Annotated in this window: 18 protein-coding genes; 16 read left to right on the top strand and 2 right to left on the bottom strand. The window is 73.4% G+C overall.

Translation table 11 applies throughout. The annotated features are described in order from the left end of the window. Positions 1-7: 7 nt before the first annotated feature. The 10 genes from ald to OHA55_RS04040 all read left to right on the top strand — a co-directional run bounded on the left by ald (position 8) and on the right by OHA55_RS04040 (position 10073). On the top strand, positions 8-1123 hold the full coding sequence (gene ald / locus OHA55_RS04085; protein ID WP_266702862.1) for an alanine dehydrogenase: 1116 nt from the start codon (positions 8-10) through the stop codon (positions 1121-1123). Between the two features lie 380 nt (positions 1124-1503). Continuing rightward, positions 1504-2622: a ParA family protein gene (locus OHA55_RS04080; RefSeq protein ID WP_266702860.1), complete on the top strand. Its 1119-nt coding sequence runs from the start codon at positions 1504-1506 to the stop codon at positions 2620-2622. Next, positions 2619-3206: a hypothetical protein gene (locus tag OHA55_RS04075; protein ID WP_266710407.1), complete on the top strand. Its 588-nt coding sequence runs from the start codon at positions 2619-2621 to the stop codon at positions 3204-3206. Before OHA55_RS04080 ends, OHA55_RS04075 begins: the two co-directional genes overlap by 4 nt. A 155-nt stretch (positions 3207-3361) precedes the next feature. After that, on the top strand, positions 3362-4435 hold the full coding sequence (locus OHA55_RS04070; protein WP_266710406.1) for a ScpA family protein: 1074 nt from the start codon (positions 3362-3364) through the stop codon (positions 4433-4435). Between the two features lie 146 nt (positions 4436-4581). Continuing rightward, entirely contained in the window at positions 4582-5184 is a 603-nt protein-coding gene (scpB, locus tag OHA55_RS04065; RefSeq protein ID WP_266710405.1) for an SMC-Scp complex subunit ScpB, read from the top strand. Continuing rightward, positions 5184-6395, top strand: coding sequence for a pseudouridine synthase (locus OHA55_RS04060; RefSeq protein ID WP_266702858.1), 1212 nt, complete (start codon positions 5184-5186; stop codon positions 6393-6395). Before scpB ends, OHA55_RS04060 begins: the two co-directional genes overlap by 1 nt. Positions 6396-6533: 138 nt before the next feature. Next, on the top strand, positions 6534-7205 hold the full coding sequence (gene pnuC, locus OHA55_RS04055; protein WP_266702856.1) for a nicotinamide riboside transporter PnuC: 672 nt from the start codon (positions 6534-6536) through the stop codon (positions 7203-7205). After that, the gene (locus OHA55_RS04050; protein WP_266702854.1) at positions 7202-8281 is read left to right on the top strand and encodes an AAA family ATPase; all 1080 of its coding nucleotides are present in this window, start codon (positions 7202-7204) and stop codon (positions 8279-8281) included. Before pnuC ends, OHA55_RS04050 begins: the two co-directional genes overlap by 4 nt. Continuing rightward, on the top strand, positions 8278-9054 hold the full coding sequence (locus OHA55_RS04045; protein WP_266702852.1) for an NUDIX domain-containing protein: 777 nt from the start codon (positions 8278-8280) through the stop codon (positions 9052-9054). The genes OHA55_RS04050 and OHA55_RS04045 overlap by 4 nt, the downstream gene beginning before the upstream one ends. After that, the gene (locus OHA55_RS04040) at positions 9051-10073 is read left to right on the top strand and encodes an ADP-ribosylglycohydrolase family protein (RefSeq protein ID WP_266702850.1); all 1023 of its coding nucleotides are present in this window, start codon (positions 9051-9053) and stop codon (positions 10071-10073) included. Before OHA55_RS04045 ends, OHA55_RS04040 begins: the two co-directional genes overlap by 4 nt. Positions 10074-10316: 243 nt before the next feature. Here OHA55_RS04040 and OHA55_RS04035 read toward each other — a convergent pair whose 3' ends face one another. Beyond that, a complete protein-coding gene (locus tag OHA55_RS04035) occupies positions 10317-11015 on the bottom strand; it encodes a nucleotidyltransferase domain-containing protein (RefSeq protein ID WP_266702848.1) in 699 nt (232 codons plus the stop codon). Positions 11016-11160: 145 nt separating this feature from the next. Here OHA55_RS04035 and OHA55_RS04030 point away from each other — a divergent pair, with 145 nt between their 5' ends. Then, a complete protein-coding gene (locus tag OHA55_RS04030; protein ID WP_266702846.1) occupies positions 11161-14397 on the top strand; it encodes a hypothetical protein in 3237 nt (1078 codons plus the stop codon). Between the two features lie 84 nt (positions 14398-14481). Here OHA55_RS04030 and OHA55_RS04025 read toward each other — a convergent pair whose 3' ends face one another. Beyond that, positions 14482-14916 carry a Rieske (2Fe-2S) protein gene (locus tag OHA55_RS04025; protein ID WP_266702844.1) on the bottom strand — a complete coding sequence of 145 codons (435 nt, stop codon included), beginning with the start codon at positions 14914-14916 and terminating at the stop codon, positions 14482-14484. A gap of 315 nt (positions 14917-15231) precedes the next feature. Between OHA55_RS04025 and aroH the strand changes: the two genes are divergently transcribed. From aroH to der, 5 genes are all read left to right on the top strand, one after another. Continuing rightward, entirely contained in the window at positions 15232-15597 is a 366-nt protein-coding gene (aroH, locus tag OHA55_RS04020) for a chorismate mutase (protein WP_266702842.1), read from the top strand. Next, a complete protein-coding gene (locus tag OHA55_RS04015) occupies positions 15594-16679 on the top strand; it encodes a prephenate dehydrogenase (RefSeq protein WP_266702840.1) in 1086 nt (361 codons plus the stop codon). Before aroH ends, OHA55_RS04015 begins: the two co-directional genes overlap by 4 nt. A gap of 178 nt (positions 16680-16857) precedes the next feature. Continuing rightward, positions 16858-17553, top strand: a complete 696-nt coding sequence (gene cmk / locus OHA55_RS04010) for a (d)CMP kinase (protein ID WP_266702838.1) — start codon at positions 16858-16860, stop codon at positions 17551-17553. Beyond that, positions 17550-18218: a 1-acyl-sn-glycerol-3-phosphate acyltransferase gene (locus OHA55_RS04005; RefSeq protein ID WP_266702836.1), complete on the top strand. Its 669-nt coding sequence runs from the start codon at positions 17550-17552 to the stop codon at positions 18216-18218. Before cmk ends, OHA55_RS04005 begins: the two co-directional genes overlap by 4 nt. A 56-nt stretch (positions 18219-18274) precedes the next feature. Then, positions 18275-19747 (top strand): ribosome biogenesis GTPase Der, encoded by a 1473-nt coding sequence (gene der / locus OHA55_RS04000; RefSeq protein ID WP_266702835.1) that lies wholly within the window; start codon positions 18275-18277, stop codon positions 19745-19747. Positions 19748-19793 lie beyond the last annotated feature (46 nt).

The raw sequence follows: 19793 nt of genomic DNA, 5'->3' as shown, positions 1-19793 counted from the left end.
GAACGACGTGAAGGTCGGCATCCCCCGCGAAGTCAAGAACAACGAGTTCCGAGTGGCGATCACGCCCGCCGGAGTGCACGAACTCGTCCGTCACGGCCACGAGGTCGTCGTCGAACGGAACGCCGGTGCGGGATCGTCCATCCCGGACGAGGAGTACGCCGCCGCCGGCGCGCGCGTCCTGCCCACCGCCGACGAGGTCTGGGCCGCCGCCGACCTGCTGCTCAAGGTCAAGGAGCCGGTCGCCGAGGAGTACCACCGCCTGCGCAAGGGCCAGACCCTCTTCACCTACCTCCACCTCGCGGCCTCCCGCGAGTGCACCGACGCGCTGCTGCAGTCCGGTACCACCGCCATCGCGTACGAGACGGTCGAGACCGCGAACCGCGCGCTGCCGCTGCTGGCCCCCATGTCCGAGGTCGCGGGCCGGCTGGCCCCGCAGGTCGGCGCGTACCACCTGATGCGTTCCGCGGGCGGCCGGGGCGTGCTGCCCGGCGGCGTCCCCGGTACCGCCGCGGCCAGGGCGGTCGTCATCGGCGGCGGCGTCTCCGGCTGGAACGCCGCGCAGATCGCGGTGGGGCTCGGCTTCCATGTCACCCTGCTCGACAAGGACGTCAACAAGCTGCGCGAGGCCGACAGGGTCTTCGGCACCCGGGTGCAGACCGTGGTCTCCAACGCCTTCGAACTGGAGAGGGCGGTCGTCGAGGCCGACCTGGTCGTCGGCGCCGTCCTCGTCCCGGGCGCGAAGGCCCCGAAGCTGGTCACCAACGAACTGGTCGCCAAGATGAAGCCGGGAAGTGTTCTTGTCGACATTGCGATCGATCAGGGCGGCTGCTTCGAGGACTCGCACCCGACCACCCACGCCGAACCGACCTTCACGGTCCACGATTCGGTGTTCTACTGCGTCGCGAACATGCCCGGCGCGGTTCCGAACACCTCCACCTACGCCCTCACCAACGCCACGCTCCCGTACATCGTCGAGCTGGCGAACCGGGGCTGGGCCGAGGCGCTGCGCCGTGACGCGGCCCTGGCCAAGGGCCTCAACACCCATGACGGGCAAGTCGTTTACCGCGAAGTCGCCGAGGCGCACGACCTCCCGCACGTCGAGCTGAACACGCTCCTCGGCTGACGGGCGGGGCCCGTTCCGCCCGGCGCCCCGTCAATCCCGCACCTCCGGCCGGACCTTGCGCGACAAGGTCCGGCCGGACGTGCGCCGGGGCTCCGGGGCCCAAGTGCAACTCGCGCTAAAAGTCCGGATTCAGTTGGTTCGTTCCCTCGCGAAAAGCGCGCCTCGCTCCCCGTGCACCCTTGACAGAGGGGTGTTCGATTGCAGACACATCGGGCCGGGTCCGGCGGATTGTGTTGCTGCGGAGCGGTGACACGCCATAGAGTCGCCCATCGTCGGCATGGTGCCACGCTGACCTATCGATAAGTTTCCTGGTCACATCCAAGGAGGTAAGACGACTTGTGAATGAGTCGACATTTACTCCCGGGGGTGGTCAACCAGGGATGCCTGCACGGGGTCAGGGCCCGAACGGGCTCGAAGCTGTCGGCTCCGTCGCGGTCCGCACCTTCGCGACCCACCAGCACATGACGACGCCCCCCCAGATGATGGACGGCCTACACGTGAACGCCATGGCCGGCAACGAGAGTGGCCGCGACACCGCCCACCTCGCCGACTTCGCCGAGATGCCCGAGGGGCACTTCTACGACCCCGACGCCGAGTACGAACCCGATCCGGAGTACGCGGCCACACTCGCCCCCGACGCGGCGCGACAGCGCCGTGAGCGGATCGGCCCGACCGGGCGCCCGTTGCCCTACTTCCCGATTCCGGGACCCCTGACCGAGCACGGTCCCGCCAAGATCATCGCGATGTGCAACCAGAAGGGCGGGGTGGGCAAGACCACCTCGACCATCAACCTGGGTGCAGCGCTCGCCGAGTACGGACGACGTGTCCTGCTCGTCGACTTCGACCCGCAGGGCGCCCTCTCGGTCGGCCTCGGCGTCAACCCGATGGAGCTGGACCTCACCGTCTACAACCTGCTCATGGAGCGGGGCATGGCGGCCGACGAGGTTCTGCTGAAGACGGCGGTCCCCAACATGGACCTGCTGCCCAGCAACATCGACCTGTCCGCCGCCGAGGTGCAGCTCGTCAGCGAGGTGGCCCGCGAGTCGACCCTGCAGCGCGCGCTCAAGCCGCTGATGGCCGACTACGACTACATCGTGATCGACTGTCAGCCCTCGCTCGGCCTGCTCACGGTGAACGCCCTGACGGCCGCTCACAAGGTGATCGTGCCGCTGGAGTGCGAGTTCTTCGCACTGCGCGGTGTGGCCCTGCTCACGGAGACCATCGAGAAGGTCCAGGAACGGCTCAACCCCGACCTGGAGCTCGACGGCATCCTCGCCACGATGTACGACTCCCGTACGGTGCACAGCCGCGAGGTCCTCGCCCGTGTGGTGGAGGCCTTCGACGACCACGTGTACCACACGGTCATCGGGCGCACGGTGCGCTTCCCGGAGACCACGGTCGCCGGTGAGCCCATCACCACGTACGCCTCCAACTCGGTCGGCGCCGCCGCCTACCGACAGCTCGCCAGGGAGGTGCTCGCCCGGTGTCACGCCGAGTGAGTCTGCCCGGTGCCGACGAACTGTTCCGCACCACCGGGGGCATGGGACTCCAGTCCTCCTCCCCGGCGGAGCGGCGGCGCAAGGCGAACGGCGAGGCACGGGTGCCCGCACCCGCCGGAGAGGGCGACCCGGCGTCGTCCTCCCCGGCGGGCGGCGCCCCACCGGAGCGGCCGACGGGGCGCGAGGAGCACTCCGCGGCCGACGCCGAGGGGGTGGACCCGCGCGGACGTGTGGGCGGCCCCGAGCGTGTGACGGTGCCCAGGACCGTCCCCGGCCCCCAGGGCCGGCCGCCGGCCCAGGAGCAGACCGGGGCGCCCCAGCAGCAGCGCGGACGCGGCAGCGGCCAGGGCAGGGGCGCCAACCGGCGGCCCAGCGGCCGGGAACGGCACGACGAGAAGATCACGGTCTACGTCTCGGCCGAGGAACTCATGGACCTCGAACACGCCCGGCTGGTCCTGCGCGGCGAGCACGGCCTCGCCGTCGACCGCGGGCGCATCGTCCGCGAAGCGGTCGCCGTCGTCCTGGCCGACCTGGAATCACGCGGCGACGCGAGCATCCTCGTACGGCGGCTGCGCGGCCGCTGAGCGCGCCGCCGCGGGTAGCCTGCCGGCAGGGCCGCAAACCCTGCCGCCCGCCCCGCGTGGCCGGCTCCCGCTCCCCGCCGGACGCCGGGCCCGTGCGCGAGCGCACGACACGGCCGGTCCGCCGCCCGCCGTACACCTGGACTGTGACTTTGCCGTTGCCGACGACCGACGACTCCGCCACCCCGCGCCGCCGCGCCCTCGGACGCGGGCCGGGGGCGGCAGGGGCGGCACCGGACGAGCCGGGGCCGGACGCGTCGGCGCCCGCTCCCGTGATTCCCGGGGCCCCGGCGGCCGACGAGTCGACCGCCGCCCCCGAGGCGCTGCACACGCCTCCAGCGCCCCCGGAGCCGCCCGCGGCGTCCGAGGTGCCCGAGGCGCCTCCCGGGCCGTCCGAGGGCCCTCAGGGGGCGCCGGAGGACGGCCGGCGGTTCACCGTACGGCTGGCGAACTTCGAAGGCCCCTTCGACCTGCTGCTCCAGCTGATCACCCGGCACCGGCTCGACGTGACCGAGGTCGCGCTCTCCAAGGTCATCGACGAGTTCATGGCCCACATCCGCGCCATGGGCGCGGACTGGGACCTCGACCAGACCACCGAGTTCCTCGTCGTCGCCGCGACCCTGCTCGACCTCAAGGCCGCCCGGCTGCTGCCCACCGCCGAGGTCGAGGACGAGGCCGACCTCGCTCTCCTGGAAGCGCGTGACCTGCTCTTCGCGCGGCTGCTGCAGTACCGGGCGTACAAGCGGGTCGCCGACATCTTCAGCGACCGGCTGGACGCCGAGGCGCGCCGCTTCCCCCGTACGGTCGGGCTGGAGCCGCACCACGCGGCGCTGCTGCCCGAGGTCGTTCTCAGCATCGGCCCCGAGGGATTCGCCCGGCTCGCCGCGAAGGCCATGCAGCCCCGGCCCGAGCCGCAGGTGTACGTGGACCACATCCACGCGCCGCTGGTCAGCGTGCGCGAGCAGGCGGGGATCGTGGTCGAGCTCCTGCGGGCTTCGGGCGCGGCCAGCTTCCGGGAGCTCACCGAGGACGCCGGGGACACCCTCACGGTGGTGGCCCGCTTCCTCGCGCTGCTGGAGCTGTACCGGGAGAAGGCGGTCGCGCTGGACCAGGAGGAGGCGCTCGGCGAGCTTCTCGTGCGGTGGTGCGGCGAAGAGGGCGCACAGCCCGTCGTGACGGACGAGTTCGACCAGGAAGTCCAGCCGGACACCGAGGAGGGCGTGGAATCGTGAGCGGAGTCGACGGATTCGCCGGAACCACGGACGGAACGGAGCACGGGGGCGCACCCGCGCCCGGCGTGGCGCGGGGGTTCGCGGACGAGGCGGATCCCGGTCACGACGCGGAGCCCGCCGGGTCCGGGAGCGTCGCGGACCTTGAACTGAAGCCCGCCCTGGAGGCGGTGCTGATGGTGGTGGACGAGCCGGCCACCGAGGAGCACCTCGCCAAGGTCCTCCAGCGGCCGCCGAGGGCCGTGGCCCTGGCGTTGCGGGAGCTGGCGGACGAGTACACCGTCCAGCGCCGCGGATTCGATCTGAGGCTCGTCGCGGGAGGCTGGCGGTTCTACACCCGGCCCGCCTACGCGGAGGCCGTGGAGAGCTTCGTCCTGGACGGTCGGCAGGCCCGTCTCACCCAGGCGGCACTGGAGACCCTGGCGGTCGTCGCGTACCGGCAGCCGGTCAGCCGTTCGAGGGTTTCGGCGGTGCGCGGAGTGAACTGCGACGGGGTCATGCGGACCCTCCTCCAGCGCGCTCTGGTCGAGGAGGCGGGGACGGAACCCGAAACAGGTGCGATCCTGTACAGGACGACGAACTACTTTCTGGAGCGTATGGGCCTGCGTGGTCTGGACGAGCTCCCGGAACTCGCTCCCTTCCTCCCGGAGGCGGACGCGATCGAGGCTGAGACGCTAGAGGGTGTGCCGTCGTTCGATCCGGACGCACCGGACACCCCGGATACTCACGCAGACGACAAGACGGAATTTTGATGCGAAGCAGTGGCAGGAACAGCGGAAGCGGCAGCAGCGGCGGCGGCAACCGGAACCCCCGGGGCGGTAGCGGCGGGTCCTTCCGGAAGCCCCAGGGCGGCGGTCAGGGCGGTGGCCAGGGCGGCCGCGGTCAGGGCGGTCAGGGCGGCCGCGGGCCGGCCCAGGGCCGCGGCGGGCGCGACGACCAGCAGGAGCAGCGTCCGCGCCGCCCCCGCCCGGAGGAGCGCCGTTACGACGTGGGCCCCTCGACCAGCTCGTCGGGCGCCGGCGACAGCGAAGCCCGCAAGGGTCGCGGCGCCTCGGCCCGCGGCGGCGCCAAGGGCGGACCGAAGTCCCCGCAGCCCGGCAACGCCCGCGGCGGCTTCCGGCGCGGCCCCTCGGGCCAGGCCCGGCCGCGCGAGCTGGACGCGAAGATCGAGCAGCGCAACCGCGACCGGTACGCGGACAAGCCGGACTTCAAGGTGGTCAGGACCCACCCGGGCGCCGAGCAGGAGGGCGAGCGGCTGCAGAAGGTCCTCGCCCGGGCCGGCATGGGCTCGCGGCGGGCCTGCGAGGAGCTGATCGAGCAGGCGCGCGTCGAGGTCAACGGCGAGATCGTGCTGGAGCAGGGCAAGCGCGTCGACCCGCAGAAGGACGAGATCAAGGTCGACGGACTGACCGTCGCGACCCAGTCGTACCTCTTCTTCGCGCTGAACAAGCCGGCCGGCGTCGTCTCCTCGATGGAGGACCCGGACGGCCGTCAGTGCCTCGGCGACTACGTCACCAACCGTGAGACGCGGCTCTTCCACGTCGGCCGGCTGGACACCGAGACCGAGGGCATCATCATGCTCACCAACCACGGTGAGCTCGCCCACCGCCTCACCCACCCGAAGTACGGCGTGAAGAAGACGTACCTCGCGGCGATCCAGGGCCCGCTCCCGCGCGACCTGGGCAAGCGGCTCAAGGACGGCATCCAGCTGGAGGACGGGTACGCCCGCGCCGACCACTTCCGCGTCGTCGAGAACACCGGCAAGAACTACCTGGTCGAGGTGACCCTCCACGAGGGCCGCAAGCACATCGTCCGCCGGATGCTCTCCGAGGCCGGCTTCCCGGTCGACCGCCTGGTGCGGACCTCCTTCGGGCCGATCCCGCTGGGCGACCAGAAGTCCGGCTGGCTGCGCCGCCTGACCAACACCGAGGTCGGCATGCTGATGCGCGAGGTCGGTCTGTAGCACCCGGGGAGCCACCACTGGCTCCCTTCCGAAGGCCCGCGGCCGGTTCTGTCCGAACTTTCCGGACAGAATCGGCCGCGGGCCTTTCGCATGCCCCGCCCCACCTTTATAGTCAGAGTGACCATTAAGGAGGCGGGCATGAGTCTCGCGGATGTTCTCGACCCCCTGCAGGAGCCCCTGTTCACCTGGCTGGACACCCCGGTCAGCTGGACCGAGGTGCTCGGCTTCGGCAGCGGGGCCCTCTGCGTCTGGCTCGTGGTGCGCCGGCACACGGCCAACTGGCCGGTCGGCATCGCCAACAACCTCTTCTTCGTCCTGCTGTTCGCGCAGTCCGGCCTCTACGCCGACGCCGGACTTCAGATCGCCTTCATCGCCCTCGCCGCGTACGGCTGGTGGACCTGGACCCACGGGGGTGGACCAGGAGCACCCGTCCTGCCGGTGCGCACGACGCCGCGCACCGAATGGACCTGGCTGCTCGCGGCGGGGGCGGTGGGGACCCTCGCGCTGACCCTGCTGCTCTCCCGCGCCACCGACTCGACCGTGCCGTTCTGGGACGCGGTGACGACCGCGCTTTCCCTGATGGCGACCTACGGGCAGAGCCGCAAGCGGGTCGAGTCCTGGTGGCTGTGGATCGCCGCCGACCTCGTCTACATCCCGCTCTACGCCCACAAGGGCCTGTATCTGACCTCACTGCTGTACGTCGGCTTCCTCGCGCTCTGCGTGGCCGGGCTGCGCTCCTGGCGGCGCGACCTCGCCGCGGACGCCGGTGCGGCGGACCGTCCGGCCGCCCCCGCGGAGGTGGCGGCGTGAAGGAGTACGCCCACGGCCTGGTGCTCGGCAAGTTCTACCCGCCGCACGCCGGCCACCACCATCTCGTCCGTACCGCCCAGGACCGCTGCGAGCGGCTGACCGTCCTCGTCTGCGCCGCCGGCGTCGAATCGGTGCCGCTCGCCGACCGGGTCGCCTGGATGCGCGAGACCCACCCCGCCGCCACGGTCGTGGGCGCGGTGGACGACATACGCATGGACGTCCACGACCCCGCGATCTGGGACGCGCACATGGCGGTGTTCACCGCCGCCGTCCCCGAACGGGTCGACGCCGTCTTCTCCTCGGAGGCGTACGGTGGCGAACTCGCCCTGCGCTTCGGCGCCGAGCCGGTCTCCGTCGATCCGGACCGGACCGCTTTCCCCGTCTCCGGCACGGCGGTCCGCGAAGACCCCGTCGCCTGCTGGGACTTCCTGGGGCCGCCCGTACGTGCCGCGCTCGCCCGCCGGGTCGTCGTGCTCGGCGCCGAGTCCACCGGCACCACCACCCTGACGCTCGCCCTGGCCGAGCACTACCGGCGGCGCGGCGGGGTGTGGGCCCGGACCCGCAGTGTGCCGGAGTACGGACGGGAGTTCAGCGAACAGAAACTCGCCGCCCTGCGCGCCGACCACCCCGGCGCCCAGTGGGAGGACGTCGTCTTCACCACCGGCGACTTCCCGCTGATCGCCGCCGTCCAGAACGACCGCGAGGAGGCCGCCGCGCGGACCGGTTCACCGGTGCTCTTCTGCGACACGGACTCCTTCGCCACCACCGTCTGGCACGAGCGGTACGTCGGTGGGCGCAACCCGCGCGTCGAGGCGACCGCGGACCGCGTCGACCACCACCTGTGGCTGCTCACCGACCACGAGGGCGTCCCCTTCGAGGACGACGGACTGCGCGACGGCGAGGAGCTGCGGCCGTGGATGACCGAACGCTTCCGTGCCGAACTCACCCGCACCGGACGCCGGTTCGTGGAAGTCACCGGCTCCCGCGAAGAGCGGCTCGCCACCGCCGTCGCCGCCGTCGACGAACTCATCGCGTCCGGCTGGCACTTCAACCCGCCACTCCCGGAGCGACGATGAAGACCCCGGCCACCGGACCCGAAGAGGCCGCAGGAGCCCCGGAGGGCTACGACCCGTACTCCTTCACCCCGTTCGCCGTCACCGTCGACCTCGCCGTCTTCACCGTCCGCGAAGGGCGGCTCCACGTGCTGCTCGTGGAACGCGGCGAGGAACCGTACCAGGGGCGCTGGGCGCTGCCCGGCGGGTTCGTCGCCCCCCGTGAGTCCGCCCCGCAGGCCGCCCGCCGCGAACTGGCCGAGGAGACGGGCCTGGACGAGGGAGCGGTCGGCGAGGTCCACCTCGAACAACTGCGCACCTACACCGAGCCGGACCGCGACCCGAGGATGCGGGTCGTCTCCGTCGCGTACGCGGCGCTCCTGCCGGACCTGCCCGAACCGCGCGGCGGCGGCGACGCGGTCAGCGCCCGCTGGTGGGAGTTCGGCGAGGGGACCACCGGGGTGCCCGCACCGCTCGCCTTCGACCATGACACCATCCTCGCCGACGCCCACGACCGCATCGGCTCCAAGCTCGAATACACCTGCCTGGCAACGGCGTTCTGCTCCGCCGAGTTCACCCTCGGCGAGCTCCAGCAGGTCTACGAAACCGTCTGGGGCACCGCCCTCGACCGCCCCAACTTCCGGCGCAAGGTACTCGCCACCTCCGGCTTCGTCGAAGCCGTCGAAGGACCGCCGCGCCGCACCGGGGGGCGCGGCAAACCCGCCGCCCTCTACCGGGCGGGCCACGCCACCGCCCTGCACCCACCGCTCCTGCGTCCGGAAGGAAGAACCCCATGACCGCCACCAGGACCCGCACCGAACAGGCCGCCACCGGCTCCCTCGTCGGGCTCGCCCTCGGCGACGCACTGGGCTTCCCGACCGAGTTCAACGACGTGCCGTCCATCCTCGCCAAGTGCGGCCCGTGGCGCCAAATGGACCTTCCCCGGCCCGCGTTCGTCACCGACGACACCCAGATGACCCTCGCCCTCGGACGGGGCATCCGCACCGCCATGGACCGGGGCCCGCTCACTCCGCTCCGGCTGGTCCGGCCGGTCCGGGAAGAGTTCGTCGACTGGTACCACTCGCCGGACAACAACCGTGCCCCCGGCCGCACCTGCCTGATCGCCTGCCAACTCCTCGACGGCGACCGCCCCTGGCAGGAGGCCAGCCAGACCGGCTCCAAGGGGTGCGGCGCCAACATGCGCGTCGCCCCCGTCGGACTCGTACCCGGACTCAGCGACGAACAGCGCGCCGGAGCGGCTCAGCTCCAGGCCGCCCTGACCCACGGCCACCCCACCGCCCTCGCCGCCTCCGACCTGACGGCCCGAGCCGTCCACCTGCTCGCCGAGGGCGCCGAACCCCTCGGCCTCGTCGGACAACTGCGCAGCTACGCGTACGACAACCGCAGCCGCTACCACGAGCACTGGCTCGGCGACCTGTGGCGCCACACCCACGACGCCTCCGCCCAGTCCTACATCCAGCGCGGCTGGGACGAGTGCCTGGACGTGCTCACCCGCGTCCAGGACGCGCTGCGCGACCCCTCCCCGGAGACCGACCCCTGCGAGCGCACCGGGGACGGCTGGATAGCCGAGGAGGCCCTCGCGACCGCCCTGCACTGCTTCCTGCTCTTCCCCGAGGAACCCGTCACCGCTCTGCGCCGGGCCGCCTGCACCCGGGGCGACTCCGACTCGCTGGCCTGCCTCACCGGGGCGCTCGCCGGCGCCCACCTCGGAGCCTCTGCCTGGCCCGAGGAGTGGGCCGAGCGGATCGAGTACCGCAGCGACCTGCTGTCGCTGGGGGCGCTCTGGGACCGCTGAGGTGCGGCCTCCGGAATCCTTGGCCCGTGGACACGGATTCTGGAGCGGCAGGGGCGATACCGGACGGCAGCTGTGCGGGGCTCCCGGACGTCGACCTCGGCCAACGCTCGCGCGAGGCTGCCGAAGGTGTCTCTGGAGCGCCCCTCGGAGCCCTGAGCCGACGGCCGGCGAACCTTCAGCCGCCGCTCCGGGCCCTGCCGAAGCCCCGGTTCCGGACTCCGTCCCGGCCACCCCTCCGGCTTTTCACCCACCGCCCAGTGCCGACGCCCGCCGGGTCCGGACGAGGAAGTCCTCGACCCGGGCCCGGTCGGGGCGGGCCGGCAGCGGGGACCGGCCGAGGGCCGCCTCGCACTCCCCGGCCAGCCGCGTCATCCGGCGCTCGACCTCCGGCCACTCCACCTCGCCCCGCTTCACCGCGAGCAGCTCCTCCCGCCGCTCGCCGACGTCGATCGTCAGCACCCCCGTACGCAACAGGTCCCCGGCGGACATCAGCAGCCGCAGCAGATGCATGGCGTGCTTCCAGCGCGGCGCGCCGTGCGTCCGCCCGTCGGCCTCCAGCTTCCGGCGCTGACCCGTCGCGTACCGGGTGAAGGTGGCGTACGCCTCCCGGGAGAGGAAGGCGTCGCGCAGCGCGAGGAGCTCGCGGCCGGTGTCGTCGATCCGCTCCACCAGCGGGGAGTGCAGGCACTCCAGGACGTTCGGGTTGGCGCGCAGGGCCAGTCCGCAGAAACGCTCCAGCTCCCAGGAGAACTGCTCCGGCGCGGGGCCGTCCACATGCGTCGGCGGCTTCTCGAACCGCCAGAACGACGCGGTCGGCGCGAGGAACACCCCACGCCGGTCGGTGTCGCTCCCCTCCGTGGCGAGACCGAACGCCCGCGACCCCATCACGCAGGAGTAGACCGTGTGGTCGCGGACGAGGGTCTCGGCATCGGGGCTGGTCATGGGTGCGAGGCTACGCGGGGGAGCGGTGGCGGTGCCCCGGATTTTCCTTGTGCCGGCGGTGCCCGGGGTGCGAACATCGCGCGTCAGTCGCTCGCCGTTCCGCGGTGCTCCGCGACGACGCACCCACCCAGAGAAGAAGTCCCACGTGTCGATCGACTTCGACCACCTGCCCCACCCGGCCCGGATGCGGGCCATCGCCGTGCACACCCGTTCCCTGGACGAGGCCGGCTACCGCGCCGCTTACACCCGACTGGACTCCGGCACCCCGGACGACCGGGTACTCGCCCTCTTCCTCGCCACCGTCCGCCGCGACCTCGCCGTCGTGACCGCAGCCCTCGCCGACCCGCTGCTCAGGCGGCGCGCGCTCTCGGCCGCCGTCCGGCTCCCCGTACCCGACCACGCCCTGGAGGACCTGGCCCTCCACGGCCCGGCGTCCGTGCGCCGGGACACCTACGGCGTCCTGCGGCACTCCCGGCGTCACGCCCTCGCCGACCGGCTGGTCGCACGTGTTCACGCCCGCCACGGCGACGAGGACACGGTCCGGCTGCTCGCGGCGTGCACGCCCGCGACGGTCCGTCACTGGCTCGGCAGGGTGGGCCGGGTGCCGTCCGAGGTCCTGCACGTCCTGGCGCGTACCGCTCCCGGCGCGCTGGCGGAGCACCTGGCAGGTGGGCCGGCCGACGCCCGGGCACGGCGCGAGGGCGGCAGCGCGACCACCACCACGATCGCCCAGCGCGATCCGGCGGCCGGGATGCTCCTGATGGAACGGGCACCGCACCTGATCGGCGGACGCGCCGCCATGGCCCTGCTCGCCCGGCCGGCCGAACTGGCCGCGGTCCTGCGGCGCACCGGGACCACCCGCGTACCGCTGGAGGACGGCCCGCTGCCCCCGCGCACACGGCGGGCGCTGGAGGCGTGCGACGGCGAGGATCTCCTCCTGCTCGCCCGGGTCCTGCACGTCGACGACTTCACCAGGTTCCCCGACCGGGCCATCCGCCAGGAGCCCCAGCCCCTGATCGCCATGCTGCCTCCGCGGGAACGACGTCGCGTGGCCGAGGAGCGCCTCGAACCGGACGGGCGGTTCCGCGGGCCGACGGGGTTCGGGGTGCTCGCCTCGCTCTCCCCGGCCGACCGCGCGCAGACGATCGCCGAGCGGTGGTCGCCCCTGCCCCGCCGCCTCATGCACCGGTCCCTGCTGGCGGCCCTGCTCCCCTTCGAGGAGGCCGGACCCGTGCTGAGGGAACTCACGGACGCACACCGGCCGCTCGAACGGGCCCTCGGATGGCCGGCCCTCCTGGCGTGTGCCGCGCTGCACGGTGACCCGGTGGAGTACGCACGCGTCCTGGAGAGCTGCGAACGGGCCTGGCACGACCAGGAGTCCGTGCGCCGGAACGCCCTGCTGGCCGCCGGAAGGGCACCCGGACACCTCATTCCCGCCGTGCCGTTCGCCGTACTGCGGGACGCGGCGACGACCACCGCCCAGTCCAGGGACACGACGCACGAGACCCTCGCCGCCGCCGAGCACTGGCTGCGCCGGGTACTGGAGTCGGCCGCCCGCCGCGAGGACGCCGACCGGGCCGCCGCCGTCGCCGGACTCCTGCTGCCGGTCCTCGCCGATCCCCGGCACGGCGGACCCGTACGCCCCTTGGCGCTGACCGGCACCGAGGCCGAGGCCCTGTGGGAACGGCTCTCCGCCCCGGTGAGTGACGACCTGGTCCTCCTGGCCGCACTGCTGGCGCCCAGCCTGCCCCGGCTGACCGAGCTGGACGCCGGGACCGGACGGTCGGCGCTCGCGGGACCGGCGCCCGTACGCGAGGCCGCCGCGACGCTGTGGCTCCGCGACCCCGCGACCCGGGAAGAACGGCTGGCCCGGCTGCTCGCCGCCGACGTCACTCTCGTCGCCGTCCCGCTCGTCTGGCGGACCCTCGCCCGTCGGCGCACCGATCTGCTCGGCGCGGTGCTCGGCGCCGGCCTTCCCGCGCACTGGGTGCCCCGCCAGGAGGGGCGCTCACCGGGCCGGCTGCTGCCGGAGCAACGGGCCCTGCTCGACGCGCACCTCGTCCGGGTCGCGGCGGACGACCGCGCGCCGCTGCGGGAGCGGACCGGCGCCGCAGCGCTGCTCGGCGACCCCGGGGAACTCGACCGGATCGCGGTGGACGCGCCGCAGCCGGTGGCAGCCGCCGCGCTCACCGCGCTCGGCACCCTGGCGGCCGGGCGCGGAGGAGCGGACGCGCACCCCACGACCCTGGACCACCTGCTCGACCTCGCCTCCGCCGGTGGAGTGCGTGGCAGGGCGGCGATGGCCGGGGCGGCCGCGCTCCTCGGCACTGTGTCCGACACCGAGGCCGTACGACGGCTGGGAGCGGTCCTCGCCGGTACGGGCGGCTCGGTGGGAAGCCGGAAGTCCGCCGCGTACGGCCTGGCGGCCATGGACCGCGACCGGCGGGGTGCCGCCTTCGACGCGCTGCTGGCAGGCTGGGACGTACCCGGCCAGCACCGCGACGTCCGTGCGGCGATGGTGCCGGCGCTCGCCGGGTGGACGGACGACCCGGAAGTGGCACGGCGGCTTTTCGACGGGCTGGGCCACCCCGCCCTGAGCGAGCGGCTTTTTGCCGCGCGTCCGGTCCGGCCGGAGGCCCGGCGCGCCCGACGGGACCTCCTCGCCCGGGCTGCCGCCGCCGAGGACGCGGCCGTGGCGGTGGAGGCGGCCCGGGCCCTGGCGCACGTCGGACCGCTGGAACCCGAGGTGGCCGAGCGGCTCGTCACGGTGGCCGCCGACGCCCGGCGTCCGCGCCGGGTACGGGGCGCGGTTCTCCAGACGCTCGTCCGTCTCGCGGGAGATCCGGACGGACGGACCGCGCTGGAACGGGCGCTCGCCGCGTCGGACCCGGGGAGCGGCGGCCCGGTCGAGCGGCGGGTGGCCCTGGCGGTGCTGCTCGACGCGTTCCGGTCCGCGTCCGGAGGGCCGGTCGCCGCGCACGAGGTGCTGGCCGACGCGCTGGAGCGGGCCGGGCTTGCGCACACCGCGTCCCGGGCCGCCCTGGAGGCGGCGACGGCAGCCCTCGCCGAAGGGGATGCCTCGATGCGGCGCTGGGAGCGGTGGCTGGCGCTCGCCGGGGACCGTCCGGGCTGCCTGGACACCCTGCCGGGCCGGCCACCGGGCACACCGGGCGCGCCGCCGGAGGAGGCGGTCGACGCGGTGGTCGCTGGCCTGCTGGCCGAGGGATCGGGCCCGGCGGGGCTCGCCGCTGTCCGGCTGGTGACGGCGTCCGGCCGGGGCGCCACCGGGGAGCGCCGGGCCGCCCTGCTCCGCGAACTGGCGGCCCATCCCCGGCCCGAAGTCGCGGAGGCCGCCCTCGTGGCGGAACTCCTCCGGGAGTAACGGGTGGGCCGGGTCCGGACGGCGATCGGCCGCCCGGCCGTTCAGGCTCCGGACGGGCCCTACCGGCCCTGACCACCCCGCCGTTCAGGCCGTCCGGATGGAGCCGCCGCTGACCGTGATCTTCTCGGCCGGGAGCGGGCGGGTTGCCGGGCCGGCCTCCACCGCCGCGTCCGTGATGCTGTATCTGCTGCCGTGGCACGGGCAGTCGATGGTGCCGTCCGCGACCGTCGTCACCAGGCAGCCGGCGTGGGTGCAGACGGCCGAGAACGCCTTGAACTCGCCGTCCTTCGGCTGGGTCACCACGATCTTCCGCTCCTTGAAGATCTTCCCGCCGCCCACCGGGATGTCCGAGGTCCTGGCCAGCTCCGTACCCCCGCCGACGGTCGGAGACGCCGTCGCGGGTGTCGAGGCCGGGGAGCTCTCCGTGTCCCCGCCGCCGTCCGACGACCCGCAGCCCGTCATCAGCGCCGCCCCGCCCGCGGCTCCCGCCGTCAGGACCGCCCTGCGCCGTGCGTCCATGGTCCGCTCCCTCGCTCGCGGCGACCGCCGCCGGTCTTCACCCGGCCCGCCGCCCGTATCCGTCCCCGCCCGGGGCGAAGCCGCCCCGGCACCACGCATCGTGGCGCCGTACGCGCCCCGGGCGAAGCAACCGGGCCGCCGCCACCCGGGTGGCCGACCGGAACGCCCGCCCGCCGGCCCCACGGGCCCGGGCCCCCACGGTCCGGCGGCGACCGACCGCGTCTCACGGAGAGAAACACCGGTCCCACCCGCCGGACCGCCCCTCTACTCTGGTCCCAGTGCGTCGACGGGGACGAGCGGGCGAGGGAGAGCGACGTGGCGGTACGAGCGGTCCGTGGAGCCGTCCAGCTGGACCGGGACGAGCCCGGGGAGATGGACGAGCGGGTGGGCGCGCTGCTCGCAGCGGTGCTGGAGCGCAACGGACTGAGCCACGAGGACCTCATCAGCATCTGGTTCACCGCCACCCCCGACCTCCGCAACGGCTTCCCGGCGGCCGCCGCGCGCCGCGGGCTCGGTATCGTCGATGTCCCGCTGCTCTGCGCCCAGGAACTCGAGATCGAGGGGGCCATGCCCCGGGTGGTCCGGATACTCGCCCACATCGAGACCGACCTCCCCCGGTCGCGGATCCAGCACGTCTACCTCGGCGCCACCGCCGCCCTCCGCAAGGACATCGCCCAGTGAGAACCGCGCTCGTCATCGGTACCGGACTGGTCGGCACCTCCGCCGCCCTCGCCCTGGCCGGCCGTGGCATCCATGTCCACCTCGCCGACCACGATCCCGCCTCGGCCCGCACCGCCGCGGCGCTCGGGGCCGGTACCGAGGAGCCGCCGGAGGGACCGGTGGACCTCGCGGTCGTCGCCGTACCGCCCGCGCACACCGCGTCGGTGCTGGCCGGTGCCATGCGCGGCGGCGTCGCCCGGGGGTACCTCGACGTGGCGAGCGTCAAGGGCGGCCCGCGCCGCGAGCTGGAGGCGCTGGGAATCGACCTGACCCCGTACATCGGTACGCACCCGATGGCCGGCAAGGAGCGTTCCGGCCCCCTCGCCGCCACCGGGGACCTCTTCGAGGGCCGCCCCTGGGTCCTCACCCCGACCCGGGACACCGACACCGAGGTGCTCAACCTCGCCCTGGAACTGGTCGCGGTCTGCAAGGCCGTCCCCGTGGTGATGGACGCCGACGCGCACGACCGGGCGGTCGCCCTCGTCTCGCACACCCCGCAGCTGATCTCCTCGATGGTCGCCGCCCGGCTGGAGGAGGCCGACGAGACGGCCGTACGCCTGTGCGGGCAGGGCATCCGCGACGTCACCCGGATCGCCGCCTCCGACCCCCGGATGTGGGTGGAGATCCTCTCCGCCAACCCCGGCCCGGTCGCCGACGTACTGGCCGGTATCGCCACCGACCTCGACGAGACGGTACGGGCCCTGCGGAGCCTGCAGTCCGCCGACGAGGAGAAGCGCCGCTCGGGCACCGAGGGCATCGAGGACGTCCTGCGGCGTGGCAACGCGGGCCGCGTCCGGGTCCCCGGCAAGCACGGCGCCGGCCCCGCCTCGTACGAGGTCGTCGCCGTCCTGATCAGCGACCGTCCCGGCGAGCTCGCCCGGATCTTCGCGGACGCCGGACGGGCCGGGGTGAACATCGAGGACGTCCGGATCGAGCACGCCACCGGCCAGCAGGCGGGCCTGGTCCAGCTCATGGTCGAACCCAGCGCCGCGGCCGCCCTCGGCGCCGCCCTCACCGAGCGCGGCTGGTCGCTCCGGCCCTGAGAGACGGCCCCGGGTCCCGTACGCCCCGTGAGGCACCCTGGTACGGGGCGTCGGAGCCGGTCCCCGCCGGGGTGCGTCCGATCGGGGTACAGGTGTGTCCCCCACACTCGGTAACCTTGGGGTGGGCCGTCCGTGGGTCGGCCCTGTCCCGACCGTCCTCGCCCCGTGTACCAGGAAGGTGCCCACCGCCGTGGAAACCGCAAGCTCCGCTGTGATCGTCGCCATCGACGGCCCCTCCGGCACCGGCAAGTCGAGCACCTCCAAGGCCGTCGCCGCCAAGCTCGGCCTGAGCTACCTGGACACCGGTGCGCAGTACCGGGCGATCACCTGGTGGATGCTGACCAACGACATCGACGTGTCCGACGCGGCCGCCGTCGCGAACGCGGCCGCCAAGCCCGTGATCGTCTCCGGCACCGACCCGGCCGCCCCGACGATCACCGTCGACGGCGAGGACGCCTCCGGACCGATCCGCACGCAGGAGGTCACCTCCGCGGTCAGCGCCGTCAGCGCGGTCCCCGAGGTGCGCACCCTGATCACGGAGCTCCAGCGCTCCATCGCCGCGCGCGCCGGGCTGGGCATCGTCGTGGAGGGCCGGGACATCGGTACCACCGTGCTGCCCGACGCCGACCTCAAGATCTTCCTCACCGCCTCGCCGGAGGCCCGCGCCGCCCGCCGCAGCGGGGAGCTGAAGAGCGCGGACGTCGCCGCCACCAAGGAAGCCCTGATCAAGCGGGACGCGGCCGACTCCGGCCGCAAGACCTCCCCGCTCGCCAAGGCCGGCGACGCCGTCGAGGTGGACACCACCGAGCTGACCCTGGACCAGGTCATCGAGTGCGTCGTCACCCTCGTCGAGGAGAAGCGGGCCGCGAAGTGACGGAAGCCACCCCGGTGCCCTCCGAACGCGGAGCGGCCGTGGGGCGCGGCATCGGCATCGGGCTGATGTACGGGCTGTGGAAGCCCCGGGTCCTCGGTGCCTGGCGGGTTCCGTCCGCCGGACCCGTCATACTCGCGGTGAACCACTCGCACAACATCGACGGACCGATGCTGATGGGTACCGCGCCCCGGCCGGTGCACTTCCTGATCAAAAAAGAGGCGTTCGTCGGCCCCCTCGACCCGTTCCTGCGCGGAATCGGTCAGCTGAAGGTGGACCGCACGGCCGCCGACCGCACCGCCATCACCCAGGCGCTCGGCGTCCTGGCGGAGGGCGGGGCGCTCGGGATCTTTCCCGAGGGCACGCGGGGCGAGGGCGACTTCGCCTCTCTGCGGGCCGGGCTCGCGTACTTCGCGGTGCGCGGCGGGGCACCGATCGTCCCGGTGGCGGTCCTGGGAAGCACGGAGGCCCGCGGACGGTTGATATCCGCGTTGCCCCCGCTGCGCAGCCGGGTGGACGTGGTCTTCGGCGACGCGTTCGACGCGGGGGACGGCAGCGGGCGCCGGACCCGCAAGGCCCTGGACGAGGCCACCGTGCGGATCCAGCGGAAGCTGGCCGCGCACCTGGAAGACGCCAGGCGCCTCACCGGGCGTCCGGTCAAGACCTGAGTAGTGAGCCGCGTCACCGCGGCCCATCGATGATGACGCACAGAGGAACGGACTTCATGAACGACCAGATTCACTCCGACGGCTCGGACCACGAGCACGGAGCACTTGGCGACGCCGAGTACGCGGAGTTCATGGAGCTCGCCGCGCAGGAAGGCTTCGACCCCGAGGACATCGAGGGCGCCCTCGACGAGGCCGCGGCGGGCCCGCTGCCCGTCCTCGCCGTCGTCGGCCGCCCCAACGTCGGCAAGTCGACGCTGGTGAACCGCATCATCGGCCGCCGTGAGGCAGTGGTCCAGGACAAGCCCGGCGTCACCCGTGACCGCGTCACGTACGAGGCCGAGTGGGCCGGACGCCGCTTCAAGGTCGTCGACACCGGCGGCTGGGAGCAGGACGTGCTGGGGCTGGACGCCTCCGTCGCCGCCCAGGCGGAGTACGCCATCGAGACCGCCGACGCGGTCGTCTTCGTGGTCGACTCCACGGTCGGCGCCACCGACACCGACGAGGCCGTCGTCAGGCTGCTGCGCAAGGCGGGCAAGCCCGTCGTGCTCTGCGCCAACAAGGTCGACGGCCAGAGCGGCGAGGCCGACGCCACCGCCCTCTGGTCCCTCGGTCTCGGCGAGCCCCACCCGGTCTCCTCGCTGCACGGCCGCGGCACCGGCGACATGCTGGACGCCGTCCTCGAAGCCCTGCCCGACGCTCCGGCCCAGCGCTTCGGCGGCACCCCCCTCGGGGGCCCGCGCCGCATCGCGCTCATCGGCCGCCCGAACGTCGGCAAGTCCTCGCTGCTGAACAAGGTCGCCGGCGAGGACCGCGTCGTCGTCAACGAGCTCGCGGGCACCACCCGTGACCCGGTCGACGAGCTGATCAACCTCGGCGGCATCACCTGGAAGTTCATCGACACGGCCGGTATCCGCCGCCGCGTCCACCTCCAGGAAGGCGCGGACTACTACGCCTCGCTGCGTACCGCCGCCGCGCTGGAAAAGGCCGAGGTCGCCGTCATCCTGATCGACTCCAGCGAGTCCATCAGCGTCCAGGACCAGCGCATCGTCACCATGGCCGTGGACGCCGGACGCGCGATCGTCGTCGCGTTCAACAAGTGGGACACCCTCGACGAGGAGCGCCGCTACTACCTGGAGCGTGAGATCGAGACGGAGCTCGCGCAGATCGCCTGGGCGCCCCGGGTCAACGTCTCCGCGATGACCGGCCGGCACATGGAGAAGCTGGTACCGGCGATCGAGACGGCCATCGAGGGCTGGGAGACCCGCATCCCCACCGGCCGGCTCAACGCCTTCCTCGGCGAGATCGTCGCCGCCCACCCGCACCCGGTCCGCGGCGGAAAGCAGCCCCGCATCCTCTTCGGCACCCAGGCGGGCACCAAGCCGCCGCGGTTCGTCCTCTTCGCCTCCGGCTTCCTGGAGCACGGCTACCGCCGCTTCGTGGAGCGCCGTCTGCGCGAGGAGTTCGGCTTCGAGGGCACCCCGATCCACATGTCGGTGCGGGTCCGCGAGAAGCGCGGCCGCAACAAGTAGCACTTCGTACCGGCGCACGAAGTGCCGGTACACGACGGAGCCCCGG

The sequence above is a fragment of the Streptomyces sp. NBC_00102 genome (genome assembly GCF_026343115.1).
Taxonomy (GTDB): Bacteria; Actinomycetota; Actinomycetes; order Streptomycetales; family Streptomycetaceae; genus Streptomyces.
The sequence above is the reverse complement of the archived record's forward strand: the minus strand, read 5'-3'. Positions and strand labels throughout refer to the sequence as shown.

Excerpts from the sequence above, each read along its gene's own strand:
- OHA55_RS04080 (WP_266702860.1), top strand. The coding sequence starts at position 1,504 with ATGCCTGCACGGGGTCAGGGCCCGAACGGGCTCGAAGCTGTCGGCTCC.
- OHA55_RS04060 (WP_266702858.1), top strand. The coding sequence starts at position 5,184 with ATGCGAAGCAGTGGCAGGAACAGCGGAAGCGGCAGCAGCGGCGGCGGC.
- pnuC (WP_266702856.1), top strand. The coding sequence starts at position 6,534 with ATGAGTCTCGCGGATGTTCTCGACCCCCTGCAGGAGCCCCTGTTCACC.
- OHA55_RS04045 (WP_266702852.1), top strand. The coding sequence starts at position 8,278 with ATGAAGACCCCGGCCACCGGACCCGAAGAGGCCGCAGGAGCCCCGGAG.
- OHA55_RS04040 (WP_266702850.1), top strand. The coding sequence starts at position 9,051 with ATGACCGCCACCAGGACCCGCACCGAACAGGCCGCCACCGGCTCCCTC.
- OHA55_RS04035 (WP_266702848.1), bottom strand. The coding sequence starts at position 11,015 with ATGACCAGCCCCGATGCCGAGACCCTCGTCCGCGACCACACGGTCTAC.
- OHA55_RS04025 (WP_266702844.1), bottom strand. The coding sequence starts at position 14,916 with ATGGACGCACGGCGCAGGGCGGTCCTGACGGCGGGAGCCGCGGGCGGG.
- der (WP_266702835.1), top strand. The coding sequence starts at position 18,275 with ATGAACGACCAGATTCACTCCGACGGCTCGGACCACGAGCACGGAGCA.